The sequence below is a fragment of the Aquimarina agarivorans genome (genome assembly GCF_000218485.1).
GTDB classification, from domain to species: domain Bacteria; phylum Bacteroidota; class Bacteroidia; order Flavobacteriales; family Flavobacteriaceae; genus Aquimarina; species Aquimarina agarivorans.
On record NZ_AFPB01000036.1, the window covers coordinates 39674 to 61173 of the forward strand.

Consider the following 21500-nt stretch of genomic DNA (forward strand, 5'->3'; position numbering starts at 1 on the left):
ACTAAAAGTTTAATATTTCCATTTCGTCGTCTGCATGCTCTTTACGATCAACATATTCGGTATTCTTAGCGTTTATTTTCCCTGCAATAAAATCAGACAGTTCAATAATGCTTGTATATTCGTAAAAAGTTGAAATATCAAAGTTCATACTGAATATGGACTTTAACCTATTATTAATTTCAATTATCATGATGGAGTTCCCTCCCAAACTGAAGAAATTATCATCAATTTTAACAGTATCTGTTTTCAGCAATTCGCCCCATATTTTCAGAATCTGTTGATCAATTTCATTGGGTGTTCTTAGTTCATCAACAATAAAACGCGGCTTATCTTTGGATAGCATCACATCTAAAAACTTATAATCCTTTTTACCATTTATAGTTAACGGTATGCTGGGAAGCTCAACGATATGATTAGGAATCATATAAAATGAAAGTTTACTTTTTAAGTGGCGTTTAATTTCATGTGATTTCATTTTTTTATCAAGAACTACAAAGGCAATTATTTCTTTATTTTTTAATTCATTTTCCCTGACAATTAATGCTGCATCTAAAATATTTTCATTTTCAATCAGCACATGTTCTATTTCTTTCAGTTCAACCCGGTATCCACGTATTTTTATTTGTAAATCCTTACGCCCTATAAATTCAATATTTCCATCAGGAAGCCACCTGCACAAGTCACCTGTCTTATATATTTTTTCTTTACTAAGCGGAAAGTCTATAAATTTTTCACTGGTCAAAGCCTCATTATTCAAATAACCGCTCGTGACACCTTCTCCTGCGATACAAAGTTCTCCTACAGCTCCTAAAGGAACCAATATGTTTTCAGAGTTTACAATAAATACCCGTGTTTGTGGTATGGGTTTTCCTATGATGTTTCTTTCAAAGCTGCTTAGGTTTTTATTTACAACAGCATCTATTGTTGTTTCTGTAGGGCCAAAATGATTATTCACCTTAACTTCTGGTAGTATTTGTTTTATTCTTTGAACCAATGTATTGTTAAGAGATTCTCCACCAATACATATATGAGTCAGTCCTTTTAACATTTTGGCAGTAGCGACATCTTGAAAAATAAGTTGTATAAAACCCGGAGTTCCTTGCAAAACATTTACTTTGTATTTTTTGATTGCTGTAGTTAAATCGTAATGTGAATCGTTCTGTGCCTTTGTAGGAATAAGAATACTTCCACCATTTAGCAAAGGCAAAAAGAACTCAAGCAAACATACATCAAACGCAGCATTTGTAGTATTTACAGTTACTATTTTACTTCTTTTATTTAATAGTTTAACCTCTGTCTGAATTCTGGAAGCTATATTCTTGTTAGTAATAATACTTCCTTTCGGTTTCCCTGTTGTCCCGGAGGTATAAATAATGGTAAAAGGACTGTCTTCTGCTATGCTGATTTTTATATTTTTACCGGAATATTGATTCTCCCCCTTAACAAAGCTGCGGTAAAGTTTTTCGTCAATCAACAGTTGGGCATTTGTATCTTCTAAAATATAATTCAGCCGGTCTTCTGGTGCATTTATATCTGCCGTTACATAAGCCGCTCCCATTTTGGCTGATGCCAAAACGGATATCAACAGTTTTTCTGTCTTTTCCATATGAATAACCAGCAAATCTTTAGCTGTTATCTTATGCTTCTTTTTTAAATAAGCTGCAAATTGATTTGCTTTTTTATTCAGTTGAGCGTATGTTAACTCTTTTGTATTATATACAACTGCTCTCTGATCGGGAAACGCTTTTACCGTAGTTTCAAATAGGTCTTTAAGTGCTTTATATTTTTTAGATACTATGGGTTTATTAAACTCATGTAAAAGAATATTTTTTTCTTTTTGAGTAACTGTTTCTAGCTTGTTAATCTCCAAATTGGTATTGCTACCTATCGATTTTATTAAAAATAAAAAGTTGTCTGCCATTCGCGCAATTGTTTCGCTGGAGAACAAATCTGTATCATATTCTACTTCAAGCTGTAAACCACTATTACTTTTTACAAAACTAAATGTAAGATCGAGCAGACTGTAATCTCTTTCTTCTTCGGTATACGAAACAGTTTGAGTACCATTAAAGTTCAAAACTTCTTTTTTATCTTCATCTAAATCCTGAAAAGCAATCATTACATCAAACAAGGCATTTCTACTGGTATCTCTTTCGATATTTATATGGTCGAGCAACTCATCTATCGGATACATTTGATGCGCATAGCCTGCCAGCATGTTTTGTTTCACAATATTAAGTACATCAATAAAGCTGTTCTTCTCTTCGAATTGTGTTCTTAAAGCAATTGTATTTACATAAAATCCTACTTGATTATTTAAATCGACATGATCCCTTCCGGCAACAGGTACACCAAGAATTATATCATTTTGACCAGAATATTTATACAGAAAAATATTTAGTACGGCTGTTAGCCCCATAAAAAGAGTAGCTTCTTCTTCTTTCAGAACAGGGTGAAGCCATTCCAACAAGTTATTTTCTATTTTAAATACCTCAGAATACCCTTTGTATGATTTTATCTTAGGCCTTGAAAAGTCGGCAGGTAAATCGAGTAGCGGAAATGTATTGTTAAACTGTGCTTTCCAAAAAGCAAGGTCTGCTTCTCCCTGAGGGCTCTTTAGGGTATTTTGCTGCCAATTCGCGTAATCTTTATACTGCAATTCTAAAGCAGGAAGGTTAGGTTCTTCATTTTGGTGTATTGCGTTATAAAATAACTTTAATTCATTTTCCAAAATATCGATAGACCATCCGTCAGCTGCAATATGATGTATAACATATTGTAATATCCATTGTTCTTCTTTTACCTGTATCAGCTGAGCCCTTATCATTAAATCAGAAGATAAATCGAATATTCTATTCGTAAAATCACCTATAATTTTAGCGGTATTATTTTTCTTATTTACAATGTTATGACATTCAACGGAAAACCGAACTGAATCTTCTGCCTGAATTGTCTGGCGTAAAGTTCCATCGATATCTTCTGAAAAATTGGTTCTAAGGCTTTCATGGCGCAAAATACAGCTAACAAAGGCTTTATCTAATATTTCGGCATGTAACTTACCGTTTATCTGTTTTATATTTGATATATTGTAGGCTCTATTTACATTTGGAAAACGGCATAATACCCATAATCTTCTCTGGGAAGAAGAAAGTATATAATTTGCTGCCGGCTTCACCGGTTCAACTGATTTAAAGGCTAATTTTTCAGAATTTTCAACAAGCTTTGCCTGTTTTTCTATACTAGGATTTATGTACAGATCTTTCAACTCTATCTGTATGTTAAAACTCTTTTTCAATTCACCGAGTAACCGTGCAATGGTTAGACTGTGACCACCCATCCTGAAGAAATTTTCCTTCACAGAAATTTTGTTCTTTTCACCGAGCAGTACTGCCCATATTGCAGCTATTTTCTTTTCAGTCTCACTTTTCGGCAAAACTATATTTTCAGCTACTGTAAATAAATCTGTCTTTCTCAGTTCCTTCTCATCTACCTTTCCATTAATAGTCATTGGAAGTTGTTCTATAAATGTATAACGAGATGGTAACATATATGACGGAAGAAAATCACTTACTGTTTCTTCGATACTTGTTGCATCTATCTCTTTACGGGCTTCTATAAAAGCTATAATCTCATTTACCTGAAATTTATTTCTTACAACCAGTATATGTGCAAGATTAACTCCGTTACATTTTTCAATGTTTTCCTTTATCTCTCCCAATTCGATGCGATAGCCTCTTACCTTAACCTGTTTGTCTGAGCGTCCTATGAATTCCAGTTTTCCCTGATTATTCCATCTTACCAAATCACCAGTTTTGTAAAGTCGCTGTGTTTTATTAAACGGGCTTAAAATAAAGCTCTTTCCAGTAAGCTCTTCATTATTCAAATACCCTCTTCCCACAGATGCCCCACCAATATAGAGCTCTCCAACAGCTCCCGGTGGCTGGAGGTCCAGGTGCTCATTAAGTACAAAACTCTCTGTATTAAAAATAGGACGGCCTATATTTAACAGTTCTCCTTCTTTTATTTCTACTTTTTCAATTGATGTTATTACAGAAGCTTCGGACGGCCCGTATGCATTATAAATATTACAGATACCTTTCCAATCTTTGATCATTTCCATATTCCAGGATTCTCCTCCGATTACCAGTGAGGTAATATTTTTAAAATCATCAGGGTTTAGATTTGGGATCAAAATAGGTGGAATCAATGCATGTGTTATATTCTTCGTTTTAATAAATGAAGACAATGCTTCGGGAATTGTTCTGATCTCTTCAGGGACAATAACCAGTGTACTTCCCGATGTCAGTGCATTTACCCATTCGAAAACAGAGGCATCAAAACTTATAGATGCAAACTGAAGGATCCGGGAATTGGATGTGATATTTAGAACATGACGGTTGGAAAGTAATAAGTTCTGCACATTCCTATGCTCTATCAAACATCCTTTTGGTAGCCCTGAAGAGCCCGAGGTATAGATTGAGTATGCCAAATCAGCCGGAAGCGTATCTACTTTTATATTAGTTTCCAGTTGTTTTTGTATTGCTACAGTAACTTCCTCATTTTTAATATTAATTAATTGATAATCTTTAAAAGCCTCTTCATCAGAAGAGCTATCTGATATAATAAAATCTGCTTTCGAATTTTGCAGAATATGCTTCATTCGTCCTTCAGGCATCCCTGAATCAACTGGCAAATAAACACCTCCTACCTTTAGCACAGCTAAAATACATAAAAATGTTTCTGCCGACCTTTGTGTACGAATGATAACAAAATCTCCTTTTTTAACTCCCAAATCAATAAGATAATGTGCTATTTTGTTGGCTTTCCTATTTAACTCCTGATAAGAGATTTTCGTGTTAAGGTATTCCAGTGCGACTGCATCGGGATTCTTTACTACTTGTTCTTCAAAAGATGTATGTACACAGATATTGTCAACAGCTTGTTCCTTCCCTTTGCTTAATGATAATACCTTTTCTTTTAATCCTGAAGAAGAAAAATCCAGCCTTTTAACAGGTTTATCAGGATTATCAACAATACTTTCCAACACATTTACGTACGATTCGGCAATTCTATGAATGGTCTTACTTTCGAAAAGGTTTGTATCATATTCCCATTCGACTAAGATATCTTCTTCTTTTTGACTCATGTATAGTGTTAAATCAAACTTAGAAGAATAGTATGCTTTTTTTACCTTTTTAATTTCTACTTCATCGGAAAAAGCTCTAGATGCTTCCTTACTATTCTCGAGAGCAAACATGATTTGAAATACAGGTGAATGTCCCAGTTCTCTTTCAGGATTAATATCTTCTACAAGAAGATTAAAAGGGTAGTCCTGATATTCGAATGCCTGCATAATCTCTTCTTTATTTTGTTGCATGAATGATAGAAATGAGGCGTCATCATTTACCTTATTTCTTAAAACCAGCGTATTTACAAACATTCCTATCAATCCTTGGACTTCCTTTAAGGAACGGTTGGCAACTGGTGTTCCCATTAAAATATCCTTCTTATTGCTCCATCTTCTCAGTAATACTGCGAAAGCACTCTGCAAAGTGATAAACATTGTAACTCCGTACTTTTTATTAAATCTTAAGATTTTATCATAAAGATCCTTTCCAATGTTATGTTTAAATGCAATTCCCTCATATGATTTGATCTTTGGCCTTGGATGATCTAATGGTAAATTATGCAGCAGCGGAATATCTTTGAGCCTGTCAATCCAAAACTCTTTTTGTTCTTCCAGATGGGTATCTGTAAGTTTTTCCTTTGCCAGACTGCGTAGTCAGCATACTGGACAGGTAGTTTTTCCAGTGTGTTTTTACTACCATAGGTAAATCTTTCATAAGCAGCCCTTAGTTCATTCATAAAGATATTCATCGACCATCCATCTATTGCTATATGTGGTATTGCAAGTAACAGAAACGATCTGGTATCGGATACTTGAAGCAATCTTGCTCTTAGCATGTATCCTTCATTTAAGTTGAAAGTAGTTCTGAATACTTTTTTCTGATGTTCCTTCAAAAAACTTTCGGAAAATGCACTTTCACTGCAGCTTACAGTTTCAAGCAATTCAGCCGGCTTATTAAGCAAAATAGAAACAGGAGTATTACCTGCACCGGTTTTAATAACTGTTCTCAATATCTGATGCCTTTCGACAATATTGCATAAGGCTCTGTTTAATGCTTTGCCATCAATTTTTCCTGTTAATTCAAAAAGTTCAGTAACATTATATACGCTTTTGTCTGCTATTACTTTATCCAGCAACCAAAAGCTTTCCTGTTGAAAAGAAAGTGTTCTTTCCTGTTTGTTTTCAGAATATACTGGAATAATTCCAGATTTATTTTCCTGTTTATTCTCGCCTTCTAAAAACTGAGCCAACAAGGCTATATTTGAATATTTAAATATTTCTGTTAAATTTAATTTTCTCCCTAAAATTGTTTGAATTTTTGCTATGATTTTCGTGGCAATCAGTGAATGTCCGCCTATAAAAAAGAAGTCATCATAAATTCCTATTTTTTCAAGCTGTAATGCATCCTGCCAAATCATGCAAAGTACCTTTTCCATATCTTTTACAGGAGGCACATAATCACTTTTGATAACTGCATTTGTATCGGGTAGTTTTTTAAAATCAACTTTCCCGTTAAGGTTCATGGGAATTTCATCTATATAAATAACAGAAGAAGGCAGCATATTTACGGGAAGATATAATTTCATTTTTTGAAAGAGTTCACTTTCGGTAACAGTAACATCTTTATTCAGGACAAGATATGCTACAAGTGAACTAATATTATCGGCATCAGTTTTTGAAACCACAATACATTCGTTCACCTCATCCATCTTATTAATTAGTGCCTTTACTTCTCCCAATTCAATCCGAACTCCTCTGATTTGAACTTGATTATCTGATCTCCCGATATATTCCAGTACTCCGTTTGGTAACCATCTGACAATATCACCGGTTCTGTATAATTTACCAGTACTCAATTCAGGTACTTTAATAAACTTTTGCTTTGTTAATTCTTCGTTATTATGATATCCTTCAGATACTCCTATCCCTCCCAGTACAAGCTCACCTTTGGTCCCTACAGGCACCTGCTGTAAAAGATTATTTACCACATATGCTTCCACATTATCAAGTGTTCTTCCTATAACAGGTTTTTCATGATCGTTCATTACGCTTATATGACTCACTACAGAGCATTCTGTAGGTCCATATACATTAAAAGCTACAGTATTGTACTGCTTACAGTAATTTTTTATTTCCTCAAGTAAGCTTTGCCCTGTTGCTTCCCCCCCGATTACTAAATTAGGAGCTGAAGTTATATTACCCGAAGAAAGTCCAGGTAAAAGAAACTGTAGTTGGGAAGGGGTAACATCAACAACTTTTACATCCAGGCTGTTCAAATACTGCCAGAATTCTTCAGGAGATTTTTCTTTAACATCTTCAAGTAATACTAATGTTCTTCCCTGATAAAATTGTGTAATTGCATTTAATGAGCCGTCGAAGGTAAAGGTAGAGTTCCATCCCCAATTCTGATCTATATCAATCTGTTCTTGTTCAAAAAATACTGAAAAATTATGTGCAAGATTTAAGATTCCTTTATGTGCAATTCTAACTCCTTTCGGCTTTCCTGTTGTTCCGGAAGTATACATTACATAAATTAAATCTTCCCTATTAATCTCCAATTCCAAATTATTTTTACTGTTTTTTTCCAGTGCTTTCAATTGTGATAGATCGTCGAGAATAATTTTTTGTAAATCATCAACAGGAAATTTTGAGGCGTATGCCGCTATGGTAATAACCGATCTTATATTTGCATCAGCAGTTAGTTGTGAAACTCTTGAATCAGGAAATTCAGGATTAATAGGTACATAAGCCAATCCGGCTTTCATAACAGATAGTATACTTATAATTTGATTAAAAGACCTATCGAGGCAAATTCCTACTAAATCTCCTTTTTGATAGCCTTCATTATAAAATTTTCTGGAAAGCTGATTCGCTTTCTCATTTACTTCATTAAAATTCAGCTTATTATCACCCTGAATTAAGGCAAATTTATCAGGTTTTACACTTGCATAGTATTCAAATAATTCATGGAAGGCATTTATATTTTCAAATGCTTTAACTTGCTTGCCCTGCCACATTTCCATCTGTAAAGTATCACTTTCAATACAATTGGCCAATGATGAAATGCTGGCTTTAGGGTCTTTTATAATTTCATATAAAATATCTTCGTAATACATGCAAAACCTTTCAATTGTTTTAACGGTAAAAAGATCGGTATTATATTCGAGGGTCATACTTAACTCGCCATTTACCTCCATAAGGTTTGGCACAAGGTCGAGTTTTACATGTTCTTGTTTAAATACCTCCCAACTGACAGAAGCTCCGTCCATTTTCGGAAGTGTTAACCGGTCCCAGTTAAAAGCTACAGAGAAAAAAGGAAATCTACTTATATCTCTATCTTTTAGTCCTTTTTGAATTAGCTGGCTAAAAGGATAGTCTTGATTTTCATAAGCATTAAACAGCTTATATTTTACCCTTGATAAGAAGTCCAGTATATTTTCTTCTGGTTTTATTTCACATAAAATCGGATAAATATTTGCACAAAAGCCAATCATCAGGTCACTGTTTGGTATTGTACGACCGTTAAAGGCAACTCCAATTACCAATTTTTTTTGAGAGGACAAACGGTAGAGGAGTAACTGAAATGCTGCAAATACTAACATAAAATATGTGCAGTTGTTGTCTACGGAAAATGCTTTAAGATCTTTAAAAAAATCTTTCTGAAAGTTCATAAGGTATGATGAACCGTTGTATTGATTGCTTAATGGGCGTGGATTATCGAGTGGTAAATCCAAAACAGGAATTTCAGAGCTTACCTCATCTAGCCAATACTCTTCCTGTAATTTAAAATGTTGTTCATTTGACTGGTCCAAACGCCATTTTACAAACTTGTCAAAACCCATTGTTTCTTCAAGTTTAGCATTGAAATCGTTATAATAGGCTGCCAATTCGGTATAAAGTACACTAACACCTACTCCGTCTATAGTAATATGGTTACAACTAAGAACAATTACAAAGTGATTTTCATTAATTTTTAAAACTGTCAGCCGGTGCAGGGATTCACTCAAATCATATTGTCTATCCGCTTCCTCTTTAAGGTGTTTTTTTACAAACTGTTCGGAGTTCTGTTCTTCTTTTATATTGACAACTTCAATAGCTACATCAAACCGTTGATGAAATGTTTGTTCAAGTGTTTCTTCATCAATGGTTATTCTCATTCCAATATGACGATCGGTAACTTTTTGATATGATCTTTGAAGTTTATCAACATCCAGCGCACCCTCAACTCTTAAAGCCCAAGTTTGAGAGTTTGTCATCATGGCTCCTTTGCTCACTTTCGATAATACAAGCAGTGCTTTTTGATCACCTGTTAAAGGAAGTGTAAAATTTTCATTTTTTAAGCCTTTATCTTCTTCAATTGTTTTTTTTGTTTCGGTTTTAACTTCTTCCATGAATTCAGGAGAAACAATAGGGCAAAGAGAATCAAGCCTTGTATTTATCTTATCGTCTTTTGTTTTTTTCTGATTATTTTCTAAAAGTGATATAATACTATTCAGGTGTGTTAATTTTTTATCGTGCAGAGAAGTACTAAAATTAATTTCGTCAATTCCCAAAGTGAAGAGGTATTGCAGTTGTTCTTTACAGTACTCTTTTGTTCCGGTTAAAACACGCTCTTGTATACACTTGTTTATATACTTTTTAAGAACATATTCTTTTTCATCAAAACTTAATGTTCGTAAAATTTCAGCTGTACTGCCGTTTTGTACTATAAATTGTAACCAATACGCGTCATTTTCCTGCGCTCTTTCATACAAAAACCGGTATGCATTGTCTTTTGCTTCAGTTTCAGTTTCTCCGGTAAAACAAAAAACCTGCATTACAACATGTTTTCTATTTCTGTTTGGAGACAATGTTTCCACTGTATTTTTATAGGCAGTAATTTTTTGACTGAGTCCTGTAATTATTTCCCTAGTGTATTCGACTACTACATCAACCCCCAAGGATCCGGCAAGTTCATATGCTATTATGTTATTTTCTAAGGTGGTTTCTATTGAAGGAAAGATTTCATTCCTGCTTAATTGGGAAGAAATTATTTGCTTTAACTTTGAAATCTTTTCAAATTGGTTTTCTGTTTTATCAAAAAACAGCCCCCTGCTAAACTCATTATCCCACGATAGGATGCCTGTACTACTTAAAAAAGACTCATCATTTACCTTTAATTTAATATCGAGAGCTAATTCAATCAAATCGTTATGATATGCTGATATCCAGTTTTGAAGTGAATTTTTAGATGTTTTTTCCTTAAAACAACAATAAAGGGAAGATAATCCGGTATTTCTTTTATTTAAAAATCCGAAAAATGTCCTTATATTTTGATTTGCAGTACCAGCAACAGTAAGAGGTACAAAAATACTTAACTTATTTTTTACAGTTTGTTTTTGTCGTGTTTTTAATTCCTGTTTTTTACTTACAGATACTTCTGCTTCAAAAGTAGGTTTATGAATTGCCTCTTCTTTTAAAACAGAAGCGATAGGATTTATAAGTCCTTTTCTTTTTAGTTTAGGCTTGTCTTTTTTTTTTTCTAATCCAAAATCCAGCAGCTTTCATTTTTTGAATTGAATTGTGTACTGCACTAATAATCGTATTTAGATCTTCATCTGTATGCGCGGTTGAAATAAAACATGTTCTTCCTTCCCATACATAGACTCCTTCATTTATTACATGATAAAAGAAAATATCCAGTTCCAAAGGCTGGAAAGCAAAGCTTAAATTACCTGACATTGAAAATCGAAAATTAGAACCAAACCTGTGGACTTTCAGCGGAACTTGATAATGTGTAATAATATCATCGAGAATAGAACACATTTCTTCTGTCCTTTCATTTAATTCATGCTGTAGTTCGGGACCTTTATCAAGCATTTCGGTCAGTGCTGCATTTACAGCAGTCATTGCCAAAGGATGTTTACAAAAAGTACCGGCAGTATATGTTTGATTGCCTATAGGTACTGAATTATCTCCATAGCTCCAGTACCCTCCGTCAACCCAGTCCATACACCAACTTTTTCCAGCAACAATACCCACTGGTATCCCTGCTGCAATGGCTTTACCGTAAGTAGTTATATCAGCTTCAATATCAAACCATTCCTGCGCTCCTCCCAATGCAATCCTGTATCCGACCAATACTTCATCAAAGACAAGAATAATATCTTTTCTTCTTGTTATTTCCCTGATATTTTTCAAAAATTCCTTAGGGTTTTTATTTCCTAAATAGTTTCTTACCGGCTCTACAATTACTGCCGCTATATCATCGGCATTTTCTTCTATAAACGAAAGTGCTTTTACATTTCCATACGGTAATATCAGGGTATCTTCTATCGCTGATTCGGGGATTCCAGGAACCATACCTTTAGATTCAAATGTATCTGATTCTATGTCAGGTACTACTAAAACATTATCGCAATGGCCATGATATGAATTTTGAAATATCACAATTTTATTTTTACCACTAGCCGCTCTGGCTATTCTGATAGCGGTCATAACTGCTTCTGTACCCGTATTGGAAAACAGAACTCGATCCATATTTATGGTTTTAGCAATTAATCGTGCATTTTCTGCGGTTAAATCTGACTCCGGTCCAATTTGATATCCTTTTTCTAACTGCTCTGTCAAACGCTTCTTTAAAAAATCAGGATTATGACCGAATAAAGTAGACCCAAACCCCATGGCAATATCAACATATTCATTATCATCAACATCCCTTATTTTTGAGCCTTTGGAAGCTTTTGTAACTATTGGATATAAAAGCTCTTTCGTTTCGAGCCTAAACCCTGACGAACTTTTACGATTATTGCATAAATAAGCTCTGGAATCCTGAGCAATTCTTTTAGAACCGAATGTTTTGTCACAATATTCTTTGATAAAACCATCCAAATAGATTTCTTGCTCCGGTGTAAGCTCTCTACTTTTCTTAGTATCTACCCAAGCTGTTGAAGCATCATCATTCTTATGGTTACCGTTGGTTGATACTGATCGTGAAAACAACATTTTCCGGGGTGTAAAAGTTTTAGAACTGCCATTGGTTGTTTCTTTAAAAGATACGGGGGGTTCAAAATTTGAAACTTCAGAAAAACTTTGGACTCCCTTTTCCCTGCTTTTAAATGAAAAGCTATTTGAAAACTGCTTTACAGGTGCTTCGTCATGTATTTCTTTTACAGGTGCGACCTCTTTTGTTTCATTTATACTTTCTGAAAACATTACCGGTTCCATTTCACTTTGAGGTAATTCCTTAGCATTCTCCAAAACATAGGACGTAATTTTTCCGATTGTATTTATGTTTTCAAAGATATCTCTCATGGATATTGATACCCCATAAGTTTCTTTTATCTTTCTAGTAACCGACATCATTGTAAAGGAGTCTGCCCCTATTTCCAATAAAGGTACTCCCGTTTCTATATCCTCTGCATCGTACCCCATTGTTCCAGCAAAAAGATCTCTAATATTTTCTTGTAACTTCATTTTATATTTATTTTTTACCCTGTTTTAATTTGTAGTAGCCAATAACTTTAAAAATATTGGCAGAATTTAAGTGTGTATGTATTGAATTTTTTGACAGGGATAAAGTTTTTACTTATGATACCATTACATTTTGTGCATTACTATAGCATTAAAATGTAATGGTATTATTAAGTAGATACTGAATTAATTTTCTATTTGGAGTTTTTCACAAATAACTCCGATAAGTTCATTAATAGAACTGTATTGGAAAAAATCTACCACAGAAAGTTCTATGTTAAATTTTTCATTAATCTCACTCTGAGCTTGTGGTAACAGTAATGAATTTAACCCGAGATCAAAAAGATTTTCATCATCATTAATATCTTCAAGATTTAACAGTTTTACCCAGGTATTGGTAACGTGTCCCTTTACAGTTTCGTAAGACTGCTTTTCTTGTAAGTTTTGTGTTTTATTACCTATAAAACTTGAAATTTCATCAACGGTTCTATGTTGAAACAGATCAACTATTGTCAATCCGCACTGATATTTTTCTTCAATTTTATTGTATACCTGAGGTAGTATTAATGAATTTCCTCCCAAATCAAAAAAACTGTCGTCTCTTGAAAAAGAATCTATTTTTAGAACTTCCATAAATACTGAAGTCACGTAATCTTCAATACTCTCCTTAAATACAGTCTTGGTTTCGGTGTCCTCATCTGGTAATGTCTGAACCTCTTTAGTGAGAACAATTTTAGATATTGGTATTGCAATTTCGAACTCGTCTTTTAAATAATTTTTAAAGTCAGTATTTATATTATTTTCAGAACCTGATACTTCAATTTCTCTTAAAGGTGCTGTTTTTAAAGATAGGTAGGGTTGCATAAAAAGATTGTTCTTGTTAATGCCTATAAACGAATTTGAAACTCCCTGGCTCAAAACTTTATACATTAATTTTAATGCATCTTTTGCTTTTAAAATATCAAACCCTTTACGAGCTGCTAACTCTGGAAATTCAATCTTTTTACCAAGCCCTGTATTTTCCCAAATAGACCAGGCCATATTCCATACCTTCACAGCATTTTGCTGAGTTGCATATTTTACCAAAGCTTCCTGAAACCTATTAGCCGCAGAATAAGCAATAACACCAACTCCTCCAAAATAACCGTTAACTGATGAAAAGTTAATGAAATTTGATATTTTTAATTCACATGCTAAATCATATAAATTAAAACTTCCCTTTACTTTAGTCTGAATTTGGTGTCTGAACTCCTCAGCAGAAAAATTACTTATGGCCTTCATTTTAAAATCAGCAGCTAAATGAAAAATTCCGTCTATCGTCGTACCATTAAGTCTTTGTTTTAGTGTTTGATAATCATTTAAATCGGCGTTAACATAGGTGACATCAGCACTTATCTCCTTAATTCTATTATAATTATCTTGTTTTTCCTGATTTAAATCTGCAAACGCACTTCTTCCCAATAAAACTAATTTTACCGCTGCTTTTTCAAGTAAATCCATAGCCAAAGTTATAGCGATACCTCCTAATCCTCCGGTTATAAGATAGGTTTCATTATCTTTAGGAATAAAGGACTTTTCGTAATTTTTAATCACAGTTTCACTTAAGCGCGAAACAAATCGTTTATTTTCACGATAAACAACTTCTCTGTCAAACTTATTAATTGCTGTAGCCTCCTGAAATAACGCCGAGCTGTCAATTAAAGTATTTACATCAATATGTTTGCAAGAAATCCACTTTATTTCTTCATGAATCGCATGCAGCATACCTATCTGAGCACTAGCATTTATTCTTGTTTTCTCATCAGAAGTAACCTGCTGATTTTGTCTACTTACCAAAATAAGGCTAATGTGCTTTTCACGGAATGTACTAAGTGCTTTTACCAAAAACAATAGGCGTAGTGCATTTTTTTCAGCAGTTTCACTGGAATTAGTACTTTTTTTATCTTCTTCAGATTCTATAATAACAGTACCAAGTTCAATATTATTAGCGAATATATCTTCAAGAAGTTTTATAAAGTCTTCCTGGCGGTCTTGATTAACTCCATATTCATTATCAGATATTTTACAGAAATTATCTGAATTAACTGCATATAACAAATCTACACTAGCTGGCAGTATTTCAAAATTAATAGACGAGTTTACCACTGGAAAAACTAAAGCAGTTCTGGGCTTAGTGATGGCAATTTCCGATAGTTTTTTCGGTTTCCATATTCGTTCAAGGACGGTTGTTTTATATGTGTCGTCTCCAGAGATTTTATTTACCACGGATGGGTTTAAATTAAAGCTTCCCTCCTCTAGCATTTTTGTCAATTTCCCTTTCTGTATTTTACCGATAGATGTTCTAGGTATTTCATTAGGCTGTATGCTTATAATTTCGCTTGGGGTAAACCCAAAAAGCATAGAAACCTCCCTTCTTATGACCTTTTTAATATTTTCTGAAGCGGTACCTTGTTCTTTTGTATGATAGAATACTGCCACACTATCTGTATAACTTTCGCCATCTCTAAAAGGTACTACTGCTGTAGATGAAGGTTCAACACCTTTAATTGTATCGATATATTCTTCTATTTCATGACACGACAGGTTGTAGCCGTTAATAATCAATATATCTTTATTCCTTCCTACAACAGCAACTTCCCCATTTTGTATAAAAGCGATATCTCCTGTATCGAACCAATTGTTATCTGTAAAAGATTCTGTATTTACATCGGGCCTGTTATAATAGGACTCCAGAATACAGGCTCCTTTTACCTGTAATCTTCCATGTTGTCCCTCTTTTAAAAGCTCATTGCTCTCATTAACAATTCTAGCATCAACTCCGGCAATAGGTTTTCCAACACTGACATATTTATGGTTTACGGAGCTTAAATCAAAGCTTTTATTGAATAATACCGCTGAGCAGGTTTCAGACATTCCCCAAGCGGGGAAAACTGCTTTTGAGCTTAGGTTAAATGGCTTGAAAAGCTCTAAAAACTTATGAACTTGTGAGGCTATAATCTGCTCTCCACTATTCATTATAAAACGAATAGTTGATAAATCGAGTTTAGAATTTGTTATTTCTTCTTTAAAAGAACTGATTAAATTAAACGCAAAATTAGGTGCCCACGTTAGGTTTACCCTGAATTGACTACAAAGTTCCATCCAACGCAACGGTTTTTGTAATATATAATTGGTATCAACCTGAATTTGGAAACATCTGCTAACCACATCTCTGACGTGAAACATTATTATACCTCCTACGTGATCAAGCGGTAACCAGTTTAAACTGATATCTTCTCTTGTGAACGTATTTGCAGCGATAGTTCCGGCACAGCGATTAATAATTCTTCGGTGTGTCTGTGGTACCAGTTTCGGAGCTCCAGTACTTCCGGAGGTCATTAAATATACCGCAATATCATCAGGCTGTACATCAAATGTGTTTAATTTTTCAGCAGTGCCTGCTAAATCTTCATAGGCAAGCACTGTTACTGTTGTATTAGTATTCGCTTTTAGAAAAGCCGAAATCACTTCCTTATTTTTCTCTTCACATATTACTACACTTTCAGAAAACTGCTTAACAGTAGCAAGCAGCTTGTTTGCCCCGGGCATATTTGTGCTGTATCCTTTCGGAAATGCCATTGGAATAGCAGGTATACCTTTTAATATACTACCCCAAAAAACCTCAATATACTGTGCCATATCAGGCAGCTGCATAATAATAGGGGTTTGTTTCCTTATTCTGAGTTTATGAAGAGCTCCTGCAGTCATTTTCGCTTTCTCAAATAACTCATTATAACTAAATGTCTCAGCATTTCCCTTACTGCTTACTAATGTTATACCGTTACTGGTGATACTTGCCGCCGCTAAACTTTCTGAAAGCGTGCCTTCTGTGATTTTCGTGTTGGCAGCACCTCCTAAAACAATAGCATCTTTAGCTGTGGAAAACTGGTTATTTGCTTCAAATTCAAAATTTGTTTTAAGTTCTGATTTAAGTTTTAAAGAAGTGTATTGGGTTTTTAACTTCTCTGCCAGCGATAATAAATATTCTTCATTAAAAATAGGAATTTCATTTAGTTGACCAACGTCCATCTCTCCATTAAAATCTATTGGAAATGAGGTTAACTGGACCATTTTGAATTCAGTATTTGCAACATCAGTTATCTGATTTTTAATATCCTCTTCACTAACAATTTGTGTGCTTAAAAAATATATGATTAAAGTGGTGATCCCTTCTTGAGTTGTTTTTTGCTTTACAAAACAATCATAAATTCCTTTTATACCAATTATTGCCTTTTGAATTGAGTGTTCAGTTTTTATTGGACTTTGTGTTATTAATGCTTTCATTTCTTTAATTTAATGAAGTTCTTTTTAATTCTCTATCATCCAGAAATTCGTGAATTCTGTTCCAAAAAGTGGGATTTTTATTTGACGAAATAAAAATCCCTCCCATATTAATATTTAGATCCCTATATTTCTCATCTTTCATCATTATCTCATGTGCTTTTTTTAGATTCCAGTAAGGTATATCGGGACGTAGGTGATGTGTCAAATGATAATTTTCATTGTGTATACTCGAAAAAAAAGCTTCTAAAGGATGGCTAAACCTGTTCCATGACTTATCTATTTCGTCGGGGTTTTTAATTAATAAAAAGTGTTCTGATATACCTATAAACCACCCTTGCCATGGGAATATGATGAAGAATGGAACAAACCACAGAAGAATCAGGTATAACAACCATCCGTTCAAGGCAAAAACTCCTATGATAAACAACCAGTATACTATCATTATTATAGCTTCACGAGAACCTTCCTTAACATACCCTAAACGGTCGTTAAACAATGCCTTGGCATAAATAAAAGCATTACCAAACAGCATAGGTTTCAGTAGATGTTTTTTGATAAATGCTTTTTTATCAAGATCTTCATATAGACCAAAATGGTTGTAAAACCTCAAATCTGGATCTTTATCTTCGTTACCTATATGGTTGTGATGATGTACTACATGTGATTTAATATAATCATCAAAACCCAAAAAAATCAGGTAACCTGTAAGGTACTTTCCAACAAAATCATTTAGCCAAGTATTTTTAAAAAGCACTCCGTGTCCGGCATCATGGAGCAAGGTTACAAATGCACGTTGCCTTGTACCAATTAACAGAACTGCCAAAGGATAGAAATACCAGTTTACGAGCACAATGTATACACTTGCTCCTATAAAAAGATAATCTACCAATAACCCCAAAAGAGAACGGTAGTTATTGGTTTCCGACAACATATCTAGTTCTTTCAGAATCTGCCTGTTAAATCTGTGGTTCTTCATATTTTACTATAATTTTGCATTAATTCATAAATTAGATTGTATTGACTTTAGAGTTTTCTTCTAACGTACATTGACAAAGCAGCCGGTATTCACCTGGAGAAAAGCCTAATCGTTTTAACAATTTCGTTTCGTTTTGGGTAATTTCCCCCAAATTTCCATAATTTTTCTTAACAAGGCATCTACCGCATCTGCCTCTTAAACACTGAAACGGAATATCGGTATCATAATCATACAGATTAGAGAGGGGCTCTCCTTTTTCAAGCTCAAAAGTTGATTTTCCTATATTAATTTTCTTCATTTACAAAATAAATTTCTGCTAACTGATTATATTTTTTGAAAAGGAGTACCCAAACTATTCTCTGTTCTTATTTGGTTATGCTTAAAGGTATCCTCCCCGCTCACCAAAACACATCCATAACCTGATTTTTTTAACTGAAAAAAACCTCCATGTCCGTGAAATTCATCATGGTTAGGATATACTTTAACCTGAGTAGGAACAAATCGTGAAGAAAATGCAAACCGTGTAGATCTTTCACTTACGTTCGGATGCGAACCATGAATACACTTTGAGGTAAATAAGATAAATTCTCCTGCCTTCATTTCTATTGACTTACTTTCCATTTCATCAGGATCCCATTTTGGATCTATTTTAAACTCTTCAAAATCGTACCCGTAAAAATTATCTTTCTCTATAGGTGTGTATTCGGTATCCCTCCCTCCCGTCACTGGCAATCCTTCATTATAGTACTGCTTTTTATGTGTTCCAGGTAAAAACTTCATACATCCATTTTCAATCGTTGCATCAGTAAATGCTGTCCATGCTGTAATTTCGACATACTCATCTTTACCCGATATGGTTGGCTGTAAAATAGGATCTCCTGTTACGTATTGAAATGTTCCCACCTGATGCCAGTCCGTACCTGCACTTTTAGGGAATTTCGGAAAGAATTCTGTTCGCCAGCATAAAATATCTTCTCCTAATATAACTTTTACTTTTTCCAAAATTTTGACGTTCGATATATGATCAGAAAGATCTTGAACGTCGAAATGTCGATCCCATCCAACATTATTCTTGTGTATTGCATGATTCTGAATCATACTTTTAGACCGAATATTCTTAAGCATGGTCTTTGCTATATCCGGATCATATGCTCTAAAGGGACCTACTACCCCGTCTTTATCAAAAATTGCTTTTATTTCTTTGGCATTTAAATGATCTAAATTCATTGCTTTATGGTTTAATTTTGTTAATTACATTAGCTTAGTTTTTATAAAGATGTTTTTTTCAAAACTTTATCACAGATTCTAAGGCATAATCTGATTTAAAAAAAACTTACATGATTTAAAAAAGGGTTTAAATCATTACTTTTTTTTGAATTGATTCATAAAAATGGTTCAAATTATCATTCATGAAAAAATGACCTCCCTGAAACTCTAGATAATTAAAATTGCTTGTAGTATACATTTTCCAATTTTCAACATATTTCGGAGGGCATACAAAATCATTACTTCCTGCTGCCACTAATATGGGAATGTCGAGTATTTTTTTGGTTTATAATCATAACAGTCAATTACCTTAAAATCGGCTCGAAGTATAGGTTCAATAAAATCCAGTAAATCTGGTTCATTTAAAATTTTCTGGGGAAGGCCTCCGTAACTTTTAATTTGTTTCCAAAAATCTTCTTTAATTAAATTATATAGTGGTTTTCTTTTTTTATATTATGCGGTGCCGACCCTGCCGCTAAAATTAACTGTTTTATATTTTTTCTTTTAGAGCAATCGCTAATTCATAAGCGATTAGGGTACCCAAACTATACCCAAAAAAGTAGGTTGGAAGGTCAGGTAATGCTGTAAATTCGTTTAAAAGCTGTTCTGTAATGGTATGTACATTATCAAAAAGTGGTTCTTTCATGCGTTTCCCTCTTCCAGGTAAATCTACAATCAAAACCTGTACATCACTGCTTAATCTATTGGCTACAGCATGTAATGCTGAAGGTGCTGCCCCGGCAAAAGGAAAAAAGATCCACCTACATTTGTAATCTGTATTACCTTGCTCTCTCATAGAAAACCAAGGTGAAATATTTTTATACTTCATTATTTTTATAACTCAGCTATCAGTTGTTTCCTGTTTAACTTTCCACTTGACAATAAAGGGAATTCCTCCTTGAAAATAAACCTGTTAGGAATCATGTAGGTTGGAATTTTAGCTTTCAACTGCTCTTTAATCTGGCTTTCTTTAATTTCAGAATTTGCTTTATAAAAAGCGTATAAAAACTGATTACTGTCATTTTCATTCATTAAAACAACTACATCTTTTATGTTTCCTATTGTTTTAAGCTGCTTTTCAATATCTGTCAGTTCAACTCGTAAACCTCTCAACTTAACCTGAAAATCTTTTCGTCCTACGAAACAAATGTTCAAAGACTCCTTGTCCTTGTACACAATATCACCGGTTTTATAGGCACGAATATTTTGATGGTACGGAAGTTTAACAAATTTTAAATCTGTCAGTTCTTCATTATTCACATAGTTTCTTGCCAATCCTATTCCTGTAATATACAATTCCCCTTCTTCTCCGTTATTTTTCTCCCGCAACTCTTCATCAAGCACAAATAATTTTATGTTGCTAATAGCTTTTCCTATCGGTGCTGTTTTATAAAATCGTTCCTTTTCCCTGAAAGCATAGTGAGATACATCTATACTTGCCTCTGTAGGCCCATATAAATTAACTAATACCCCCTGTGAATTCTTAAAAAACTGATTGAATGTATTTACACTCGATACTAATAATTTTTCTCCACTGGTGAATATATATTTTAATGATGCAACAGGATTTATATCTTCCTTTATTGATAAGTACTCAAGAAATAAACGAAATACAGATGGTACGAAATGAATAACATTGATTTGATGTTTTTTAATCATCTTAAACATTAATCTTACATCCTGTTCTCTTCCTCCTGGAAGCAATACTACCGAAGCTCCATACATCGACCACCAAAATATCTCCCATACAGAAACATCAAATGTATACACTGTTTTAAAGAACAGAGTATCAGAAGATGTTATCGGGTATGCACCCTGCATCCAAACCAACCTATTATATAATCCTGAATGTTCTAAGGCAACTCCTTTGGGTTTTCCGGTAGATCCTGAGGTATAGATTACATAAGCCAAGTCATGACCAGAAACTGATACTGCTGGTCTTTCCTTAGAAAACAGAGTTATGTTTGTGTTATTTAAAGAAATATGATTTCCTTTAAAAGAATCATACGCTGCAGTTTTAGCACTTGTTATCAAAGTCTTAATTTTACTATCTTCAAAAATAGAATTTAGACGTTCTGTTGGGTATAAAGGATCTAACGGCAGATAGGCTGCCCCCAACTTCAGTAATGAATAAATAGTAGTAATCATTTCAATTGAACGTACCATCAAAATTCCGACGATATCACCTTTTTTCACACCCGAGTTAAGGAGCATATTTGCCATTTGACTCGAACGCTCGTCCAGTTCTGAATACAGTATTTTATGGTCGCCCTCAATAACGGCTATTTTGTTTGCATGCACATGAAAAGCCTCCTGTATATCTGAAAGAATATTTTTGTTTTCCATTTACGATTA

The 21500-nt window shown here is 33.9% G+C and carries 8 protein-coding genes and 1 pseudogene; all 9 read right to left on the bottom strand.

Annotated features, from left to right (window positions below; genetic code table 11):
- Position 1: 1 nt before the first annotated feature.
- Entirely contained in the window at positions 2-3175 is a 3174-nt protein-coding gene (locus GMC_RS22895; RefSeq protein WP_369073172.1) for a non-ribosomal peptide synthetase, read from the bottom strand.
- 23 nt (positions 3176-3198) lie between these two features.
- A pseudogene (locus GMC_RS22900) lies at positions 3199-9945 on the bottom strand (non-ribosomal peptide synthetase); the annotation flags it as partial.
- Positions 9946-10627: 682 nt separating this feature from the next.
- The gene (locus tag GMC_RS18630) at positions 10628-12583 is read right to left on the bottom strand and encodes an aminotransferase class III-fold pyridoxal phosphate-dependent enzyme (protein ID WP_010520494.1); all 1956 of its coding nucleotides are present in this window, start codon (positions 12581-12583) and stop codon (positions 10628-10630) included.
- Positions 12584-12766: 183 nt separating this feature from the next.
- On the bottom strand, positions 12767-16903 hold the full coding sequence (locus GMC_RS0101635; RefSeq protein WP_010520495.1) for an SDR family NAD(P)-dependent oxidoreductase: 4137 nt from the start codon (positions 16901-16903) through the stop codon (positions 12767-12769).
- A gap of 4 nt (positions 16904-16907) precedes the next feature.
- Entirely contained in the window at positions 16908-17879 is a 972-nt protein-coding gene (locus GMC_RS0101640; protein ID WP_010520496.1) for a fatty acid desaturase family protein, read from the bottom strand.
- 31 nt (positions 17880-17910) lie between these two features.
- Entirely contained in the window at positions 17911-18177 is a 267-nt protein-coding gene (locus GMC_RS0101645) for a 2Fe-2S iron-sulfur cluster-binding protein (protein WP_010520497.1), read from the bottom strand.
- Between the two features lie 26 nt (positions 18178-18203).
- Entirely contained in the window at positions 18204-19106 is a 903-nt protein-coding gene (locus tag GMC_RS0101650) for a chlorinating enzyme (protein ID WP_010520498.1), read from the bottom strand.
- Positions 19107-19635: 529 nt separating this feature from the next.
- On the bottom strand, positions 19636-19974 hold the full coding sequence (locus tag GMC_RS0101660; RefSeq protein WP_010520500.1) for a thioesterase II family protein: 339 nt from the start codon (positions 19972-19974) through the stop codon (positions 19636-19638).
- Between the two features lie 5 nt (positions 19975-19979).
- The gene (locus tag GMC_RS18635) at positions 19980-21491 is read right to left on the bottom strand and encodes an amino acid adenylation domain-containing protein (RefSeq protein ID WP_010520501.1); all 1512 of its coding nucleotides are present in this window, start codon (positions 21489-21491) and stop codon (positions 19980-19982) included.
- Between the last annotated feature and the right edge of the window lie 9 nt (positions 21492-21500).

Coding starts and splice junctions, on each gene's coding strand:
- GMC_RS18630 (WP_010520494.1), bottom strand. CDS start 12,583: ATGAAGTTACAAGAAAATATTAGAGATCTTTTTGCTGGAACAATGGGG.
- GMC_RS0101635 (WP_010520495.1), bottom strand. CDS start 16,903: ATGAAAGCATTAATAACACAAAGTCCAATAAAAACTGAACACTCAATT.
- GMC_RS0101640 (WP_010520496.1), bottom strand. CDS start 17,879: ATGAAGAACCACAGATTTAACAGGCAGATTCTGAAAGAACTAGATATG.
- GMC_RS0101645 (WP_010520497.1), bottom strand. CDS start 18,177: ATGAAGAAAATTAATATAGGAAAATCAACTTTTGAGCTTGAAAAAGGA.
- GMC_RS0101650 (WP_010520498.1), bottom strand. CDS start 19,106: ATGAATTTAGATCATTTAAATGCCAAAGAAATAAAAGCAATTTTTGAT.
- GMC_RS0101660 (WP_010520500.1), bottom strand. CDS start 19,974: ATGAAGTATAAAAATATTTCACCTTGGTTTTCTATGAGAGAGCAAGGT.
- GMC_RS18635 (WP_010520501.1), bottom strand. CDS start 21,491: ATGGAAAACAAAAATATTCTTTCAGATATACAGGAGGCTTTTCATGTG.